Here is a 16,697-nt window from a genome sequence, read left to right as displayed (position 1 = left end):
GAGGCCGACGCCGCGCCCCAGGTTTCCCCCGCCGCCCCGACCCTGCTATACCTCCCCCCGGATTTCTCCAGAGCGGACGACAGATGCAGGCGGAAGAGCGATTGGACGGACCGGGCATGGCGGAGGCGGACGAGCGGCCGCTCGCCGCCGTTCTTGCCGCCCTGGCATCCGACGATCCTTCTCCCGGCACCGCAAATCCGCCCCCCCGCCTGCCGGTCGCTCCGGGTCCATCCCCCCTCAATCCCCTGCTCGGCATTGCCGCGCCGGTGCTGGCGCTGGTCGGCGCGTTGCGCGACCGCAGCCTGACCGATCAGCCCCGCGCCGCCGCCGCCGCGGCGCTGGAGCGTTTCGACCGCGCCGCCTCCGCCTCCGGCCTCGACCCGGACGAGGTCCGCGCCGCCCGCATTGCGCTGGCCGCCACTCTGGACGACGTCGCCCGTGCCGCCGGCCATGGCGGGGCCGCCATAGCGGAACCGGGTGCGGGCTTGCGGTTCTTCGACCTGCTCGACGGCATGCTGGGCGACCCGCGCCGCCACCGCCACGCGCTGGAGCTGTTCTACGCCTGCCTGTCGCTGGGTTTCGAGGGCCGGTTCCGCGACCGGCCCGGCGGCGGCCACGACCTCGCCCGCCTGCGCGACGAGCTGTACCGCATCCTGCGCCGTGCCCGCGGCGACGTGGCGGCGGAGCTGTCGCCGGCCTGGACCGGGGTGGCGGAGCCGTTCCGGCCGCCCAACACCCTGTTCGGCAACCCGGTGAGCGCTGTGCCGGGCTGGATCGTCTGGGCGGTGGTGGCGCTCGGCCTGTCCGGCCTCTACGTCCATCTCGCCGGCACCCTTGACCGGCAGGCGGAGCCGGTGGTCGCCCGCATCGCCGCCTTGCTGCCCGACCGCCCGATCGAGATCGCCCGGCTGGTCCCGCCGCCGCCGCCCACCGCCGGCCCGGCGCTGATCGCCCGCATCACCGGCCAGCTCGCCCCGGAAATCCGCACCGGTGCGGTGGAGGTGCTGGCGGGAGAGGATGGCGCCCTGGTCATCCGCGTTCCGGCGGCGGCGATGTTCGCCACCGGCAGCGACGCCGTGAAGGCCCGCCACCGCGCCATCGTCGAGCGGGTCGGCCAGACCCTGGCGGCGGAACCCGGCAGCGTGCTGGTGGTCGCCCACACCGACGACCAGACCCCGCCCGGCGGCCGCCTGCCGGCTGCGCAGGCTCTGACAGATGCCCGTGCCGAGGCTGTGCGCAAACTGCTGGAGCGCTCGCTGCCGCCCGCCCGCCTGTCGGCCGAGGGCCATGGCGACCAGGAGCCGATTGCGCTGAACGACACGCAGGCCGGGCGCGACGCCAACCGGCGGATCGACATCCGCCTCTATCCGCATTAGGGCGCCCGCCATGGCCGAACCCCGTTCCCCCAAGGCCGGCGCCCGGACGGCGACGACGCCCGGCAAGGGCCGCAAGCGTGCCGCCGCAAGGTCTGCCGCTGGGGCTGCCGCCGGGGCCGTCCCCTCGCCGCACCGCTCCGCCCGCACCCGCTGGGCGACGTCGCTGTCGGGGGTGCTGGCGCTGGGGCTGGCCGGCTGGCTGCTGCTGCCGCGTCTGGCCGCGACCTTCGCTCCGCAGCTGCTGCCGACCATCCAGCCGGACTGGAGCGTCCGCCTGCTGCCGCTGGTCCTGGCGCTGGCCGGCTGGATCGCCGTCAACCGCCGCATCGACGCCCGCGAGCGCGCCGCCAACGCCCGCCTGCTGGAGGCGCTGGCCGCCACCCGCGATCCCGAGCTGAAGGCCTCGCTGGAGGAGATCGGCACGGTCCGCAAGCGGCTCGACGGCGTGCTGGCCCAGCTGCGCAAGCGCCGGGGCGGGCGCTATCTCTACCAGCTTCCCTGGTATCTGGTGATCGGCGCCCCCGGTTCGGGCAAGACCACGGCGCTGGCCAACACCGGCCTCGCCGCCCTCTCGCCCGACGGGACGGCCGCTCAATCGCTGGCGGGTCCGTTCGCAGGCTTGGGCGGCACCCGCAACTGCGACTGGTGGTTCACCGACCGCGCCGTGCTGATCGACACCGCCGGCCGCTACACCACCCAGGACAGCCGGCGCGCGGTGGACGGACGGGTCTGGTCCGGCCTGCTCGACCTCCTGAAGGAGCATCGCCCGCGCCAGCCCGCCAACGGCGTCCTCCTCACCGTCAGCATTCCCGAACTGACGGGCTGGACCGACGCCGAGCGGCGCAACCACGCCATCCTGATCCGCCAGCGCCTGAACGAGCTGCGGGTGCAGCTGGGCGTGCGGCTGCCGGTCTATCTGCTGCTGACCAAGGCCGACCTGCTCGACGGCTTCGCCACCTTCTTCGACCCGCTCGACCGCGAGGCGCGCGGGCAGGTCTGGGGCCTGACCCTGCCGGCGGACGAGCCGGCGGACGAGACGGCGCCCGACGGCTCCGGCGGACCGCTTCCCGTCTTCCGCGCGCTTTATGCCGGGCTGGTGCGGCGGCTGGACGAGCGGCTGCTCGACCGGCTGCACCAGGAGCCGGACATCCGCCGCCGCAGCGACGCCTTCGCCCTGCCGCTGCGCGTGGCGGAGCTGGAGCCGGCGCTGGCCGACATCGTCGACACCGCCTTCGGCTCCGAACATGGCGAGGAGACGCCGCGCCTGCGCGGCCTCTACCTGACCAGCGCCACCCAGACCGACGCCTCGCTCGCCCTGCTCGATCCCGAGGGCGGCCCCGGGGGCGGCGGCCCGGCCTCCACCTATTTCCTCGAACGGCTGCTGCCCGACGTGGTCTTCCCGGAGGCCAACCTCGCCCAGGTCGACCGGCAGGTGGAGCGCGCCCGCCGCCGCCGGGCCCTGCTGTCCGCCGCGGCCGCGCTGGCGCTCGCCCTGGCCGTCGTCGGCTGGTGGCTGGTCAGCGCCCGCGGCAACGCCGCCCTGCTGGAGCGCGCCGATGCCGGCGCCGCGGCGGTGGAGGCGGCGCTGCGCCCGCTCGACACCCCGCCGCGCTCCCTGGTCCGGGTGGACGATGCCGACCCCGCGGCGATCCTGCCGGCATTGGATGCCCTGCGCGCCCTGCCGCTGGCGTTCGACGATGCGCAGGATCGGCCGGGACAGTTGTGGGCCGGGCAGTTGTGGGCAGGCCCGGCGCTGGCCGGCGGCCTCTACCAGGGGGGCCGCATCGCCGCCCCGGCGCAGGAGGCCTACCGCCGCGCCCTGCGCAGCCAGTTCCTGGCCCGCATCGCCCTGCGGCTGGAGGAGCGGCTGCGCGCCGACTGGGCCTTGCCCGACCAGCTGCGCCAGACCCTGCGCGTCTACCGGATGATCACCGGGCGCATGATTGGCGGGCAAACGGCCGGGGGAGCGGAGCCGATGGATGCCGGCGCCATGGCGGAATGGCTGGCGCTCGACTGGCAGCGCACGCTGCCCGGCCCGGCCAACGAGGTGCTGCGCCGTGCCCTGGGCGACCATCTGGCCGCCCTGTTCGCCGTCGGCTTCGCCCCCGTCCCGCCCGATGAGCTTTTGGTCGCCCGCGTGCTGGAGGTGCTGGCGCAATCGACGCCCCAGGCCTCTTCCGCCCAATCCGGCCGGGCCGCCCAGCCATGATGGGCTATTTCGCCACGCCGCGCGCCATGGCGGCCGGGGTCGGCGGGATCGGCGCCGATCCGGTGGTGGGATTCCACGGCAAGGTGCCGGGCCGCGGCGATTTCATCGGCCATGGCCTGCCGTCGGCGGTCCTCGGCCCCTGGGACCGCTGGCTGTCGGCGGCGCTGGGCGAGGCCGGCCGCCGGCTGGGTGCGGAGTGGGAGCCCCTGTTCGTCCAGGCGCCGGTCTGGCGCTTCGCCCTGTCGGCCGGCCTGTGCGGCGCCACCCCGCTGGTCGGGGTCTGGATGCCCAGCGCCGACCGGGTCGGCCGCCTCTATCCCTTCACCATCGCCGCCGGCCTTCCCGCCGGCTTCGACATCGCCGACGCGCCCGCCGCCTGCGGCGCCTGGCTGTCCCGCGCCGAGTCCCTTGCGGCGGACGCCTGCCGCGCCGGCACCGATGTGGAGGGGTTGCCGGCCCGCCTCGCCATCCTCGGCCGGCCGGAGCCGGAGCGGGTCAGCCCCGCCACCCGCGCCCTGCTCGACCGCCTGTCCGGTCCGTTGCGCGCCGACGCCAGCCTGTGGTGGACCCGCGGCGCCGGCCGGATCGCGCCGTCGCTGCTGTCCTGTCCCGGCCTTCCCGCCGGCCCCCGCCTGACCGCCTTCCTCGACGGCGCCTGGGCCCGCTGGGGCTGGGAGAACGCCGACGAGGGGTAGGGGTAGGAGTAGGGGGTGCAATATTCTCGAAGTCGTTCGTAGGTCGCGAGCAAGATCGACACGGATTTCACGGATTAAAACACGGATTTCACGGATGGCTTTACCTTGCCAAAGCGCCGGGACTGGAGCACTGATATAAAAAATTCGTGTAATCCGTGTCTAAATCCGTGACATCCGTGTCAATATTGTTTTCCATCCTTGAAAGCAACAGTCGGGCCGATTACCGCACTTCGGCGATCTCGCGGTCGAAGCGGGCCAGCGCCTCTTCCAGCCCCCACTGGACCCGCGCCTTCTCGCTGCGGGCGGTCACGGCGCGGCAGGCGTCCTCACGCACCGGCGGCGTGCAGCCGGGGGCGGACCACAGGCTGTCGCCGGGCAGGAAGCTGTGCTCCAGGCTGGCGCGGGCCAGCCCGACGAGGTCGGCATAGCCGAAGCCGAACTCCTCCACCGCGCGCTGCAGCTCGTTGGTCAGGTCGATCCGGCTGACGCCCTCGTCGTCGGTCGACAGCACCACCGGCACACCGGCGGCACGATAGACCGGCAGCGGGTGGGCCTTGCCGCTGACGCCCAGGATCTTGTCGTTGCTGGTCAAATTGACCTCGACCGCCACCTTGCGCCCGGCCATCGTCCGCAGCAGGCCCTGGGGGTCGTCCTCATACATCACGTCGACGCCATGGCCGATGCGCTTGGCCCCGGCGATCTCCACCGCCTTGCGGATGTGGTCGCGCAGCCGCTCCGGCGGGACGAGGCCCAGCGTCAGCTCGCCGGCATGCAGGGCGACGTTGGTGCCGGGCTGGCGCCGTTTCGCCTCCGCCACCATCCGCATGTGCAGGTCGTAATCGTCGAGCGCCACCGGGTTGTCCTCCGGCGCCACGAAGTTCAGCCCGACGACGCGCGGCTCCTGCGCCTCCAGCAGGGCATTGAACAGGGTGGTGGCATAGACCGGGCCGGGGCTCTGCGTGCGCGACACCTGCTGGAGATAGCGCACCGACACCGCACAGCCAGGCCGCGCCGCCGGCGTGCCGCAGCCAAGGACGCTGCGCATCCGCGCCTCCGCCGCGTCGATCTCCTGGCGGGCCGGGGCGACCAGGGCGGGCAGGCCGGCGGCGATCAGCCGGTCGGCGGTTCCGGCCAAGTCGGCCGCAGCCTGCGGCGTCCAGGGGAAGGACTTGCCGATGGCGGCGGCCGGGCCGGTGCCGAAGGACACCATCAGCTCGACATGCCGTTCGCCCTGCCGGCCGGCGCGGTCCACCACCTCGGCCAGCAGGTCGCCGGTGGAGTTGGGGACGGAGTTGGCGGCACGGAAGCGCCCGAAGGTGGCGAAGAACTGGTCGTGCAGGCTGTAGCCGGAGACCGGCAGCGCATCGCGGGTCGACAGGGCGTCCAGCGCCATCGGGTAGAGCACGCTGTCGGCGATCACCGCCGCGGCGCCCGGCCGGGCCGACTTGGCGTCGCCGCAGGGCGCCTGCGCCGTCGGTGCCACCAGCGTCAGCGCCTTGACGTCGAAGCAGAGCCCGGCATCCGCCGCCATCCGCATGTAGGTCTCGGCATAGGCGGCACCGGTCAGGTGGCTGTGCAGGTCCGCCCCCTTGGGCATGCGGTAGAGGAAGGCGCGCAGCTCCGGCGGGCTGGTCCGCACCGCCTGGAACCGCCGCGCCGCCGCCGACCCGCCGGCATCGGCGCCTCCGCCGGCACTGCCGCCGCCCATCTCCGCCGTGGCGCAGCCCGCCAGCAGCAGCGTCGCCGCCAGCAGGGCCGTTACATTTTTGGTGATTCGCACATCAAGCATCTACCCGACTCCATATTCTCCTTTTGCGGGTATTGATGCGCTGATAATCGCGCGCGTACAACCGCCCTGTGCGGATCGAAAGGCTGTAGCGGGGCGGCGATTCCCGCTATGGTGCGGCGACCTTTTCCCGTGTTCCCGCCCATGTCCCGCCGTCTTTGGAGCCTGCCGCGATGACCGACACTTCCGCCCCGACCCTGCTCGATGCGGCCAAGCGTTTCCGCAGCAACGATCTGGCGGGGGCGGAACAGGTCTGCCGGGCGATCCTGACCACCGATCCGCACAACGCCCAGGCGCTGCATCTGCTGGGTCTGGTCGCCGCCCACACCGACCATCCGGAAAACGCGCTCGATCTGTTCGCCCAGGCCATCGCGGAGAACGGCAACGACCCGTCCTTCCACAACAGCCGCGGCAGCCTGCTTTTCCAGCAGGGCCGCCCGGCGGAGGCGGAGGAGGCGTTCCGCGCCGGCCTCGCCCTCAACCCGCGGCTGCCGGAGCTGCACGGCAACCTCGGCAACGCGCTGAAGGCGCAAAGCCGGCTGGAGGAGGCGGCGGACTGTTTCCGCGCCGCGCTGGACCTCCGGGCGCAAGCGCCGGAGATGCACCATTTCCTCGCCGCCACCCTGCGCGAGCTGGGCGAGCTTGAGGAGGCGGAGGAGCATTTCCGCACCGCGCTGGCCCAGGCGCCCGACTATCTCGACGTGCATTACAGCCTGGCGGAGCTGCTCTCCACCCGCGGCCGGCTGGCCGAGGCGGAGGCGGAATTCCGCATCGTGCTGGCCGCCGCCCCGCGCTTCGTCCCGGCCCAGGTCGGGCTCGCCCATGTGCTGCAAAGCCTCGACCGCGCCGCCGAGGCCATCGAGGTGATCGAGGCGGCGCGCGAGCAGGCCCCCGACCATCCGATGGTGAAGTTCACCCGCCGGCTGATCTATTCCAACGCGGTGCCCGGCTGGCACCTGCCGATGATCAACGATTTCGAGCGGAACGAGGCCTACAAGCAGTCGCTGGAACGGGCGGTGACGCCCGACTCCCTGGTTCTGGAGATCGGCACCGGCTCCGGCATCGTCGCCATGATGGCGGCGCGGGCGGGCGCGAAGAAGGTGGTGACCTGCGAGGTCAACCCGATCCTGGCCCGCGTCGCCAAGGAGACGGTGGCGCGCAACGGCTATGGCGACCGCATCGACGTGGTGCCGCGCCTGTCGACCCAGCTGACGGTGGGCGAGGGCGGCGATTTGCCGGAGAAGGCCGACGTCTTCGTGTCGGAGCTGATCAACATCGGCATGCTGGCCCCGCGCATGCTGTCGGTGCTGCAACACGCCCGCACCCATCTGGTGAAGCCGGGCGGCGCCATCATCCCGCGCGCCTCCACCGTCTACGCCATGCTGGTCGAGACGCCGGAGCTGGCCCGCATCAACCCGGTGGAGACCATCGACGGTTTCGACATGGGCAGCTTCGACGTCTTCCGCTCGCCCGGCTACCAGCAGATCGACCTCGGCGCCGACGCCCACACCCCGCTGTCCAAGCCCTTCACCGCGCTGGATTTCGACTTCACCCGCAACATGCCGGAGGAGGGCGAGCGGGTGATCGACGTGACCATCGTCACCGCCGGCACCTGCCACGGCGTCGCCTTCTGGTTCGACCTCTTCATGGACGACGCGGTGGTCTACAAGTCGGAAAGCCGCTCGCGCACCAACCATTGGAAGCAGGCGATGACCTTTCTGGAAAAGCCGATCGCCCTGTCGGCCGGCGACCGCCTGCGCATCGTCGCCCGCTACGACAACAACCAGATCTCCTTCGGGGTGGACGGGCTGACGGGAGGTGAGCGGGAGTAAGCGGGCGTGACCGAAGCCGTCCCGTCCAGCGACAGTCCCGCCGGTGACATCCCCTCCCGCCGGGCCATCGTCTCCTGGTGCCTCTACGACTGGGCGAATTCGGCCTACAACACCATCATCACCACCTTCGTCTTCTCGGTCTATTTCGCCCGCGGCGTCGTCGGCGACCCGGTCGAGGGCACCGCAAGGTGGAGTGCGGCGATGACGGTGGCCGGCGTCGCCATCGCGCTGCTCAGCCCGGTGCTGGGCGCCGTCGCCGACCGGGCCGGGCGGCGCAAGCCGTGGATGGCGCTGTTCACCCTGGTCACCGTCCTGTTCACCGCCGCCCTGTGGTGGGTCAGGCCCGATCCGGCCGATGCCGCCTTCGCGCTCGCCTGCGTGGTGGCCGCCACCGTGGCCTTCGAACTGGCCAACGTCTTCTACAACGCCACCCTGCCGGGGCTGGTGCCGCCCCGCCTGCTCGGCCGGGTGTCGGGCTGGGGCTGGGGCATCGGCTATTTCGGCGGGCTGACCTGCCTCGTCCTGGCGCTGGTCGGTTTCGTCCAGGCGCCGGCCCCGCTGTTCGGCCTGTTCGGGATGGAGTGGGCCGACTGGGGCCAGCAGGCCAACATCCGCGCCACCGCCCTGCTGGCCGCGGCGTGGTACGGGCTGTTCGCGCTGCCCTATTTCCTGTGGGTGCCGGACGAGCCGGCGACCGGCCACGGCCTGCTGCGGGCGGCGCGCGAGGGGGTGGCGACGCTGCTCGCCACGCTGCGCCACGCCCGGCGCTACCGCGAGGTCGGGCGCTTCCTGATCGCCAGCGCCTTCTACCGCGACGGCATCAACACCATCACCGCCTTCGGCGGCCTCTTCGCCGCCGGGACCTTCGGCATGAGCTTCGAGGAGATCCTGGTCTTCGCCATCGCGCTGAATGTGGTGGCGGGGGCGGGGGCCATCGGCTTCGCCTGGATGGACGACCGGGCGGGGGCCAAGCCGGTGATCCTGATCGCGCTGGCCGGCATGACCGCCTGTTCGGTGCCGCTGCTGCTGGCGACCGAGCGGCTGTGGTTCTGGATCTTCGCGCTGGGGTTGGGGCTGTTCTTCGGCCCGGCCCAGGCGGCCGGGCGGTCGATGATGGCGCGGCTGGCCCCGCCGGGGATGGCGGGGGAGATGTTCGGGCTCTATGGGCTGACCGGCCGCTTCGTCGGCTTCTTCGGACCGCTGCTGTTCGGTCTGGCGACCCAGGCCTTCGCCAGCCAGCGCGCCGGCATGGCGACGGTTCTGGCTTTCTTCGCCATCGGCTTCGGGCTTATGCTGGCGGTCCGCGAACCGGCCCGCTAGAAAAGGGCCTGTGTCAAAGCGCCGCACATGAGACCATTCGAGGGCAGAGCTGTTACCTTCGTTTTTGCTGCGACGCACAAAAGTCGAAGCCGAGGGATACGGACCATGCTGCACATCAAAGACATCGAAGCCTTCGCCCGCATCAACGAGGCGCTGAACGAGGAGCCCGGCCCGGATGGCGGCACGGATAATCGGCCGGAGCAGGCCGAACAGTCCGACTCCCAAGGCCAGCACGGTTCCGGCCCGGCGCATCCGGCGCTGGTGATGGCGATGCTGGCGACCGGCCGCCTGCCGCTGTCGGCCCTGTCGAAATCCGATCAGGCGAAGACCCCGGACGTACCGACGCCCTGGACCAAGATGTTCCGCCGCTCCTGACGGCGGTTGGTCCGGGTGGGACGCCGTGGAGTCGGTGAGCAAGATCGACACGGATTTCACGGATGTGGCGTTCCGAAGCGGCCTGTGTCGAGGTACTCGAAGCGTCGCCAAGTTCAAGAAAAATCCGTGAAATCCGTGTCTAAATCCGTGAAATCCGTGTGAATCTTGCTCCCGATGCCTCGACTCTCCGTACTGGCGGCTGTTGCAAAAATTCCGCCATAAAGGAAATTATTCTTATACGCTTCCCGCAGACCCACCTTTCTGCGGAGCCGACCCATGCCCCTCGACAGCCGTAGCTTCACCACCGACAACTTCCCCCGCTGGGCCGAAGAGCCGCCGACTCCGTCGGAAGGCTCGCTGGTCCCCGGTTCGCAGTTCCATGAGGAACAGTGGATCATGGCCGCCGGCATGCTGGCCCGTGGCAACAGCTTCCTTCAGGTCTCGCGCGCCATGGGATGCAGCCGAACCACGCTCTGGCGCGCCTATTACGGCTCCAAGGATTTCCGTCACAGGGTCTGGTGGGAGCGGCAGGCGCTGAACCGCGAGGCCGAGCTGCGCCTCTCCTCCCTGCGCATCCTGGTGGCCGAGCAGATCGAGCGGCTGGTCACGTCGGGCGATCCCGCCACCGTCCGCTGGCTGGCCGAGCGGCTCGGCCTGTTCGCCGGCCTCGATCAGCCCGCCCGCGACTCCGCTCCCAGGCCTGCCCCCCGTCCCGCCCCGAAACCGGAAGACCCGCCCGCCGTCACCGTCCCCGAACTCGACGATGACATCCCCGGCGACCTGCGCGAGCGCACCCCGCCCAGCCCGGCCCTGGTCGCCGCCGTCCTGGCCCAGCCGGAGGCGGCGGGACCGAAGGGCGTCTTCCCCTACACCCTCAACCAGTATGAAGAGTATCCCAACCTCAACCCCGGCCCGGTGAGCCGCCGCGCCGCCGGTCCCTTCTCCTGGCGCCGGTAGGCGGGGGATGCAACATCGCCCGCCTCCCTGTTCCACGCCGTTCCATCCCCTCACAGAAGCGACAGCTGGTCCCCCACCGCCGGCGGCACCCGGAAACGGCTGCAATCGAGCTGCCAGCTCCGGCCGCCCAGCCCCTGCTTCCGGCAGGCCAGCTTGAAGCGGTGGCGCAGCAGCTCGGCATAGGGGCCGGTGCCCTTCATCCGTGTGCCGAAGCCGGAGCGGTAGAGCGCGCCGTCGCGGCTCTGCCGTATCAGGCTCAGCACGCGGTCGGCGCGGTTGGGGGCATGGACGCGCAGCCATTCCTCGAACAGGTCGGCGATCTCCAGCGGCAGGCGCAGCAGGATATAGTTGGCGGTGGTTGCCCCGGCGCCGGCCGCCGCCTCCAGGATGGCTTCCAGCTCATGGTCGTTGAGCGCCGGGATCATCGGGCTGGCGAGGACCGCCACCGGCACGCCAGCCTCCGACAGGGCGCGGATCGCCTCCAGCCGGCGCGGCGGGGTGCTGGCCCGCGGCTCCATCGTCCGGGCGAGATCGCGGTCCAGCGTCGTGACCGAGACCGCGACCGATGCCAGCCCCTGCGCGGCCATCGGCGCCAATATGTCGAGGTCGCGCAGGACCAGCGCCGACTTGGTGATGATGCTGACCGGCTGGTTGAAGTCGCGGCAGACCTCCAGCACCCGTCGGGTGATGCCCTCCGTCCGCTCGATGGGCTGGTAGGGATCGGTGTTCGCCCCCAGCGCCAGCGGCTGGCAGACATAGGATTTCGCCCGCAACTCCTTGGCCAGCAGCTCCGCCGCGTTGCGTTTGGCGAACAGCTTGGTCTCGAAATCCAGCCCCGGCGACAGGCCGAGATACGCATGGGTCGGCCGGGCGAAGCAGTAGATGCAGGCATGCTCGCAGCCCTGGTACGGGTTCAGCGAACGGTCGAACGGGATGTCGGGCGACTGGTTGCTGGCGATGATCGACTTGGCCGAGGCCGGCGAGACGCTGGTGCGGACCGGGTCGGACAGCGCCTCGTTGCCGCTCTCGGCATAGCCGGTCCAGCCGTCGTCGGTCAGGACGCGGGTCTCGCGCTCGAACCGCCCGGTGGCGTTGCTGACCGCCCCGCGGCCTTTGATCGGGGATCGCCGTATCTCGTCCATACCGGCAGCTTAGACGGGGCGAAATGGAACGTAAAGCGAACAAACGCGGTTTGGCCATATCGCTTGGCGCCGTCATTGCTTCCGCCACCGAACAAACATAAAGATATCTTTATGCTTGCATGGTTCCGGGAGCGCTGATACATCCATGGCCAATGACAGCGGCAGGGCCGGGGATCCGGCGCGCCTGGAATTCCGCTGCCCGACCGTCACCGCCCACCAGGAGTCATCCCTCATGGCCGCCGAATTCACGGACTACAAGGTCAAGGACATCAGCCTCGCGAACTGGGGCCGCAAGGAGATCACCATCGCCGAGACCGAGATGCCGGGCCTGATGGCCCTGCGGTCGGAATTCGGCGCCTCCAAGCCGCTGGCCGGTGCCCGCATCGTCGGCTGCCTGCACATGACCATCCAGACCGCCGTGCTGATCGAGACGCTGACGGCACTCGGCGCCACCGTGCGCTGGTCCTCCTGCAACATCTTCTCGACCCAGGACCAGGCCGCCGCCGCCATCGCCGCCGCCGGCATCCCGGTCTTCGCCTGGAAGGGCGAGACGGAGGAGGAGTTCTGGTGGTGCATCGAGCAGACGCTGCGCGGCCCGGATGGCTGGACCCCGAACATGATCCTGGACGATGGCGGCGACGTCACCCAGATCATGCACGACAAGTATCCGGAGATGCTGGACGGCGTCCGCGGCCTGTCGGAGGAGACCACCACCGGCGTCCATCGTCTCTATGAGATGATGAAGAAGGGCACGCTGAAGGTTCCGGCCATCAACGTGAACGACAGCGTCACCAAGTCGAAGTTCGACAACCTCTATGGCTGCCGCGAGTCGCTGGTCGACGGCATCAAGCGCGCCACCGACGTCATGGTCGCCGGCAAGGTCGCCGTGGTCGCCGGCTATGGCGACGTGGGCAAGGGCTCGGCCGCCAGCCTGCGTTCGCAGGGTGCGCGCGTCCTGGTGACGGAGATCGACCCGATCAACGCGCTCCAGGCGGCGATGGAAGGCTATCAGGTCGTGACGATGGAGGATGCCGCTCCGCAGGGCGACATCTTCGTCACCGCCACCGGCAACGTCGACGTCATCACGATCGACCACATGCGGGCCATGAAGGACCGCGCCATCGTCTGCAACATCGGCCACTTCGACAGCGAGATCCAGATCGACGCCCTGCGCAATCTGGTCTGGGAAGAGGTCAAGCCGCAGGTCGACGAGGTCGTGTTCCCCGACGGCAAGCGCCTGATCGTGCTGGCCCAGGGCCGTCTGGTCAATCTGGGCTGCGCCACCGGCCACCCCAGCTTCGTGATGAGCGCCAGCTTCACCAACCAGGTGCTGGCCCAGATCGAGCTGTGGACCAATGCCGCCAACTACGAGAACAAGGTCTACGTCCTGCCCAAGCATCTGGACGAGAAGGTCGCCCGCCTGCATCTGGACAAGATCGGCGCCAAGCTGACCACCCTGACCGACAAGCAGGCCGCCTACATCAGCGTGCCGACCGCCGGCCCGTACAAGCCGGACCACTACCGCTACTAAGCGGTTGCGGGGTTAAGTAAAGAAGGGCCGTCCTTGTGGGGCGGCCCTTTTTCTTTGGTACACGTAAATTGCCCTCTCCCGCCCCGGGAGAGGGAGGGGACCCGCCGGAGGCGGGGAGGGTGAGGGGTAAGGCAAGGAACCAGAAGCACATGGCTTCATGCCTAGCCCCTCACCCTTCCCATGGCGATGCCATGGGCCCCTTCCCTCTCCCGGGGCGGGAGAGGGAGTATCCCGTTCCCTGCGTTCGCTTTTTCCTGCGAAGCTTGCCACCGCACCCGATGCGCATCACCATGCAACCTGTCATCGGGGAGGGCGCTATGAGCCGAGCCGGCAAAATGGATGAATGCGCATCCAAGCGATGCGGAAACATCGCCCCCAATATGAAGGCTGTTGAAGTTCGGGACGAGCGTCGTCGGCACGAGGACGACCAAGAGCATCGGCGCAAGGTTGCGGCAGCCTGGAACTCATTCGACGAGAAGCACGGATGCTTTGCCAACGAATGGAACCGGGAGTTCATGTCCGAAAACGCTCAAGGCCGCTAAATAGATGCCAGCCTGCACCTCGCAGGACTGCAAGCTTTCACTCCCGCCCCAGCCACTCCACCATCCCCTTGCCGGCCGCGACACCCATGGCGAAGCAGCCCTGCAACAGGTAGCCGCCGGTCGGTGCCTCCCAGTCCAGCATCTCTCCGGCCAGGAACAGGCCGGGACGGCGGGTCAGCATCGACCGTTCGTCCAGTTCCGACAGACGGACGCCGCCGGCCGTGGAGATCGCCCGCTCGATGGGACGGACGCCGGTCAGCACCATCGACAGCCCCTTGATCTGGCGGGCCAGCGCCACCGGGTCGGCCAGGTCGGCGGCGGGGGCGAACTCGCGCAGCAGGGCGGCGCGCGGGCCGGTCAGGGACAGCGACTTCTTCAGGAAGGTGGACAGCGACTCCGCACCGCGACGGCGCAGGCGCCGGACCAGCTCGGCCTCAGCCATGTCCGGCAGCAGGTCCAGCGTCAGGGTCGCCCAGCCCTCCGCGGCGATGGCGTCGCGCAAGGGCGCGCTCAGCGCATAGACGGCGCCGCCTTCGATCCCGGTCTCGGTGATGACGAACTCGCCCTTCAGACGCCGGCCTGCGGCGGAGAGGCCGACGCTCTTCACCGGCTGGCCGGCGAAGCGGTCGCGCAGGTGATCGGACCAGGGCACCTCGAACCCCATGTTGGAGGGAACCAGCGGCGCGACCTCGACCCCCAGCCCCTCCAGCAGCGGAACCCAGCCGCCGTCCGACCCGGTGCGCGGCCAGCTCGCCCCGCCCAGCGCCAGCAGGGTGGCGCGCGGGGCGACGGTCACGCTGTCCTCGCCATGGCGGAAAGTCCCAAGAAAAGTCAGGGCGCCGGTCGCGTCCCAGCCGGTCCAGCGGTGGCGGCTGTGCAGGGTCACGCCCAGCCCGTCCAGCCGCCGCAGCCAGGCGCGCACCAGGGTGGAGGCCTTCATCTGCACCGGGAAGACGCGGCCGCTGCTGCCGACGAAGGTCTCGATGCCCAGCCCGGCCGCCCAGCCGCGCAAATCGTCGGGCGAGAAGCCGGCCAGCAGGCGGCGGAACAGCGGCTCGGCGGCGCCATAGCGCGGCAGGAAGCGGTCGAGCGGCTCCGAATGGGTCAGGTTCAGCCCGCCGCGCCCGGCCAGCAGCAGCTTGCGCGCCGGTGTGGGCGTGTGGTCGAACACGGCGACCCGCAGGCCGGCGGCCGCGGCGATCTCCGCCGCCATCAACCCGGCGGGGCCGGCGCCGATGATCGCCACATCAAGGGCCATGTCGGGTGTGGGATGGGGCACTTGGAAACGCCTTCGGAAAAGGAAGTGCCCCCGTCCGTTCCATGGCGGTGCCGGGACGGACGGGGGCATTCGGGGTTCGACCGCGGATCGCTGGGGCAGTCCTCCGGGTGCGTTCGCCCGGGGGGCCGCAGATCAGTCCTCGTAATCCTGGTCCTGGGCCACTTCCTCTGCCAGATCGGCGGCGAGGTCGGCGAAATAGCCGGCATCGACGTCCAGGCCGTTCTCCTCGCAGATGCGCATGAAGATGCGGTAGGCATGCAGGATGGCGACGTCGAGGACGACGAGATCCCCTTCCTCGCTGTGGCGGTCGGTGATGTCCCGCTCCTGAAGGGTGGCGACGATGTCGTGCGCGGCGGCCTGCAGGACCGCGTCCATGGCTTGTTTGTGTTGGGTCGACATCGTGTGAATCCTCGTTCCGGTCGTGCTTCGCGTCCCCGCCCGGCCGGACCGGCGCCGCATGGCCGGCGGGGGTGGCCGAACCGTCGGAGGAAACGGGCGCGTCGGGGGCTCCGTTCGTCCGCGAAAGTTCGGCCTCCCCCTTGTTGTAGAATCCTTTTTCACGGCCGAACAAGCCCCTTCACGGGGGGCCGGGGCGGGTACTTCCGGGTAGCCTCGTACCGGCCATGGAGAGGGGGGTGGAGGGGTGCCGGTTCAGCGCCCGACCGGGGCCAGCAGGGGAGCGCCGACATAGCCCAGCGCCTTGCCCTTCCGCCCCACCTTGTACCAGCCGCCGGCGGCCTCCAGCACGGTGACGCGTTCGCCGGCCTCCAGCACATCCAGCACCTTGGCGTCGCAGACCGGGGCGACCCGCAGGTTGCCGGCGGCCCGCAGCCGGGCGACGGTTCCGCCGGAAAGCTTGGGGCGCTGCACCCGTCCGGGCAGGTCGTCGGGCAGCGCGCAGCCACGGTCCTCGCGGTCCGCCTTGGCATAGCGGCCGGGCTTCGCGGCCGTCGCGGGCTCGGTTCCGGCGGTCCGCGTGGGCACGGCTTCGGCCAGATAGGCGCTGGTGACGTAGCCCTGCGGCTTGCCGCTTCGGCCGATCCGTTGCCAGCCGTCGGACGGTGCGCCGAAGGCCGTCACCCGCTCGCCCTTTTCCACCGTGTCGAGGACCCGGCCCTTGGCGTCCGGCGTCGCCCGCAGATAGATGCCGGCGGTGGCGGTCATCGGCCGCTGTGCTGGAACGTGTGCGGGAACGGCCGACGGCTGCCTGGCAGGGGCTTCCTGTGAAGCCGGTTCCTTGGCGACGGCTTGGGGGGCCGTCTCGACCTGCGGCTTCATCGCCGGCGGCGGTGGAGCCTTGATGGCCGGCGGTGCCTCCGCGGACTTGGGGGCGGGCGCCGTCGCGGCGGCGGCCGATACCGGGGGCGGAGCGGGTTGCAGGCCGGCCGGCGAGAGCGGCGGCGAGAGTGGCGGCGACAGGGGACCCGGCGCTTCCGGAGGATGCTCCCAGACCACGCCGGGGGTCAGGGGTGGGGAAAGCGCCTGTGCCGGCGTCAGGCGGGGGAGGGCGACGATGGGGGCGGGCGACGGGGTCAGCCGTTCGGCCGCGCTGTCAGCCAGCGCGCCGTCTGGGAAGCCGAACGGCCCGCCCAGCAGCAGAACCGGTGCCGCGATCCGCATCCAGGCGATCAGCCGCGCTCCAGCCATCGCCCC

Annotated in this window: 14 protein-coding genes; 9 read left to right on the top strand and 5 right to left on the bottom strand. The window is 70.7% G+C overall.

The genetic code is table 11. The features are described from left to right. The first annotated feature begins 101 nt into the window (after nucleotides 1-101). Genes icmH through tagF form a run of 3 tightly spaced genes read left to right on the top strand, consistent with a single transcriptional unit; the run spans nucleotide 102 to nucleotide 4,280 of the window. Nucleotides 102-1,376: a type IVB secretion system protein IcmH/DotU gene (gene icmH, locus TSH64_RS05310; RefSeq protein ID WP_247872768.1), complete on the top strand. Its 1,275-nt coding sequence runs from the start codon at nucleotides 102-104 to the stop codon at nucleotides 1,374-1,376. A gap of 10 nt (nucleotides 1,377-1,386) precedes the next feature. Next, entirely contained in the window at nucleotides 1,387-3,585 is a 2,199-nt protein-coding gene (gene tssM / locus TSH64_RS05305) for a type VI secretion system membrane subunit TssM (RefSeq protein WP_109095863.1), read from the top strand. Further along, nucleotides 3,582-4,280: a type VI secretion system-associated protein TagF gene (gene tagF, locus TSH64_RS05300; protein ID WP_247872767.1), complete on the top strand. Its 699-nt coding sequence runs from the start codon at nucleotides 3,582-3,584 to the stop codon at nucleotides 4,278-4,280. The genes tssM and tagF overlap by 4 nt, the downstream gene beginning before the upstream one ends. Before the next feature lie 220 nt (nucleotides 4,281-4,500). Here tagF and TSH64_RS05295 read toward each other — a convergent pair whose 3' ends face one another. Beyond that, the gene (locus TSH64_RS05295) at nucleotides 4,501-6,069 is read right to left on the bottom strand and encodes an adenosine deaminase (protein ID WP_109095862.1); all 1,569 of its coding nucleotides are present in this window, start codon (nucleotides 6,067-6,069) and stop codon (nucleotides 4,501-4,503) included. 170 nt (nucleotides 6,070-6,239) lie between these two features. On the opposite strand from TSH64_RS05295, the gene TSH64_RS05290 reads away from it, so the two are divergent. The 4 genes from TSH64_RS05290 (at nucleotide 6,240) to TSH64_RS05275 (ending at nucleotide 10,550) form a co-directional block, all read left to right on the top strand. Continuing rightward, nucleotides 6,240-7,898 carry a tetratricopeptide repeat protein gene (locus tag TSH64_RS05290; RefSeq protein WP_109095861.1) on the top strand — a complete coding sequence of 553 codons (1,659 nt, stop codon included), beginning with the start codon at nucleotides 6,240-6,242 and terminating at the stop codon, nucleotides 7,896-7,898. Nucleotides 7,899-7,904: 6 nt separating this feature from the next. Next, nucleotides 7,905-9,218, top strand: coding sequence for an MFS transporter (locus TSH64_RS05285; protein WP_247872766.1), 1,314 nt, complete (start codon nucleotides 7,905-7,907; stop codon nucleotides 9,216-9,218). Nucleotides 9,219-9,323: 105 nt separating this feature from the next. After that, the gene (locus TSH64_RS05280; protein WP_109095860.1) at nucleotides 9,324-9,593 is read left to right on the top strand and encodes a hypothetical protein; all 270 of its coding nucleotides are present in this window, start codon (nucleotides 9,324-9,326) and stop codon (nucleotides 9,591-9,593) included. Between the two features lie 276 nt (nucleotides 9,594-9,869). Continuing rightward, nucleotides 9,870-10,550 (top strand): hypothetical protein, encoded by a 681-nt coding sequence (locus tag TSH64_RS05275; RefSeq protein ID WP_109095859.1) that lies wholly within the window; start codon nucleotides 9,870-9,872, stop codon nucleotides 10,548-10,550. A 50-nt stretch (nucleotides 10,551-10,600) separates the two neighbouring features. Here TSH64_RS05275 and TSH64_RS05270 read toward each other — a convergent pair whose 3' ends face one another. Then, nucleotides 10,601-11,692, bottom strand: a complete 1,092-nt coding sequence (locus TSH64_RS05270) for a PA0069 family radical SAM protein (protein WP_109095858.1) — start codon at nucleotides 11,690-11,692, stop codon at nucleotides 10,601-10,603. A 232-nt stretch (nucleotides 11,693-11,924) separates the two neighbouring features. Between TSH64_RS05270 and ahcY the strand changes: the two genes are divergently transcribed. Further along, nucleotides 11,925-13,223, top strand: coding sequence for an adenosylhomocysteinase (gene ahcY, locus TSH64_RS05265; RefSeq protein WP_109452311.1), 1,299 nt, complete (start codon nucleotides 11,925-11,927; stop codon nucleotides 13,221-13,223). 317 nt (nucleotides 13,224-13,540) lie between these two features. Further along, nucleotides 13,541-13,765 carry a type II toxin-antitoxin system CcdA family antitoxin gene (locus TSH64_RS35595; protein WP_158285344.1) on the top strand — a complete coding sequence of 75 codons (225 nt, stop codon included), beginning with the start codon at nucleotides 13,541-13,543 and terminating at the stop codon, nucleotides 13,763-13,765. A gap of 37 nt (nucleotides 13,766-13,802) precedes the next feature. Here TSH64_RS35595 and TSH64_RS05255 read toward each other — a convergent pair whose 3' ends face one another. From TSH64_RS05255 to TSH64_RS05245, 3 genes are all read right to left on the bottom strand, one after another. Continuing rightward, complete coding sequence (locus TSH64_RS05255; RefSeq protein WP_199237756.1) at nucleotides 13,803-15,023, bottom strand: TIGR03862 family flavoprotein; 1,221 nt, start codon at nucleotides 15,021-15,023, stop codon at nucleotides 13,803-13,805. Between the two features lie 153 nt (nucleotides 15,024-15,176). After that, complete coding sequence (locus tag TSH64_RS05250) at nucleotides 15,177-15,443, bottom strand: hypothetical protein (RefSeq protein ID WP_063633438.1); 267 nt, start codon at nucleotides 15,441-15,443, stop codon at nucleotides 15,177-15,179. Between the two features lie 252 nt (nucleotides 15,444-15,695). Then, nucleotides 15,696-16,691 (bottom strand): SH3 domain-containing protein, encoded by a 996-nt coding sequence (locus TSH64_RS05245; RefSeq protein ID WP_109095856.1) that lies wholly within the window; start codon nucleotides 16,689-16,691, stop codon nucleotides 15,696-15,698. Nucleotides 16,692-16,697 lie beyond the last annotated feature (6 nt).

This window comes from Azospirillum sp. TSH64 (assembly GCF_003116035.1).
Taxonomy (GTDB): domain Bacteria; phylum Pseudomonadota; class Alphaproteobacteria; order Azospirillales; family Azospirillaceae; genus Azospirillum.
This window is presented reverse-complemented; position numbering and strand designations above follow the sequence as displayed.

Bases quoted from the DNA above. Each gene is read 5' to 3' on its own strand.
- TSH64_RS05290 (WP_109095861.1), top strand. From the start codon at position 6,240: ATGACCGACACTTCCGCCCCGACCCTGCTCGATGCGGCCAAGCGTTTC.
- TSH64_RS05295 (WP_109095862.1), bottom strand. From the start codon at position 6,069: ATGCTTGATGTGCGAATCACCAAAAATGTAACGGCCCTGCTGGCGGCG.
- tssM (WP_109095863.1), top strand. From the start codon at position 1,387: ATGGCCGAACCCCGTTCCCCCAAGGCCGGCGCCCGGACGGCGACGACG.
- TSH64_RS05275 (WP_109095859.1), top strand. From the start codon at position 9,870: ATGCCCCTCGACAGCCGTAGCTTCACCACCGACAACTTCCCCCGCTGG.
- tagF (WP_247872767.1), top strand. From the start codon at position 3,582: ATGATGGGCTATTTCGCCACGCCGCGCGCCATGGCGGCCGGGGTCGGC.
- TSH64_RS05255 (WP_199237756.1), bottom strand. From the start codon at position 15,023: ATGGCCCTTGATGTGGCGATCATCGGCGCCGGCCCCGCCGGGTTGATG.
- TSH64_RS05250 (WP_063633438.1), bottom strand. From the start codon at position 15,443: ATGTCGACCCAACACAAACAAGCCATGGACGCGGTCCTGCAGGCCGCC.
- TSH64_RS05280 (WP_109095860.1), top strand. From the start codon at position 9,324: ATGCTGCACATCAAAGACATCGAAGCCTTCGCCCGCATCAACGAGGCG.
- TSH64_RS05270 (WP_109095858.1), bottom strand. From the start codon at position 11,692: ATGGACGAGATACGGCGATCCCCGATCAAAGGCCGCGGGGCGGTCAGC.
- TSH64_RS05245 (WP_109095856.1), bottom strand. From the start codon at position 16,691: ATGGCTGGAGCGCGGCTGATCGCCTGGATGCGGATCGCGGCACCGGTT.
- TSH64_RS35595 (WP_158285344.1), top strand. From the start codon at position 13,541: ATGAGCCGAGCCGGCAAAATGGATGAATGCGCATCCAAGCGATGCGGA.
- ahcY (WP_109452311.1), top strand. From the start codon at position 11,925: ATGGCCGCCGAATTCACGGACTACAAGGTCAAGGACATCAGCCTCGCG.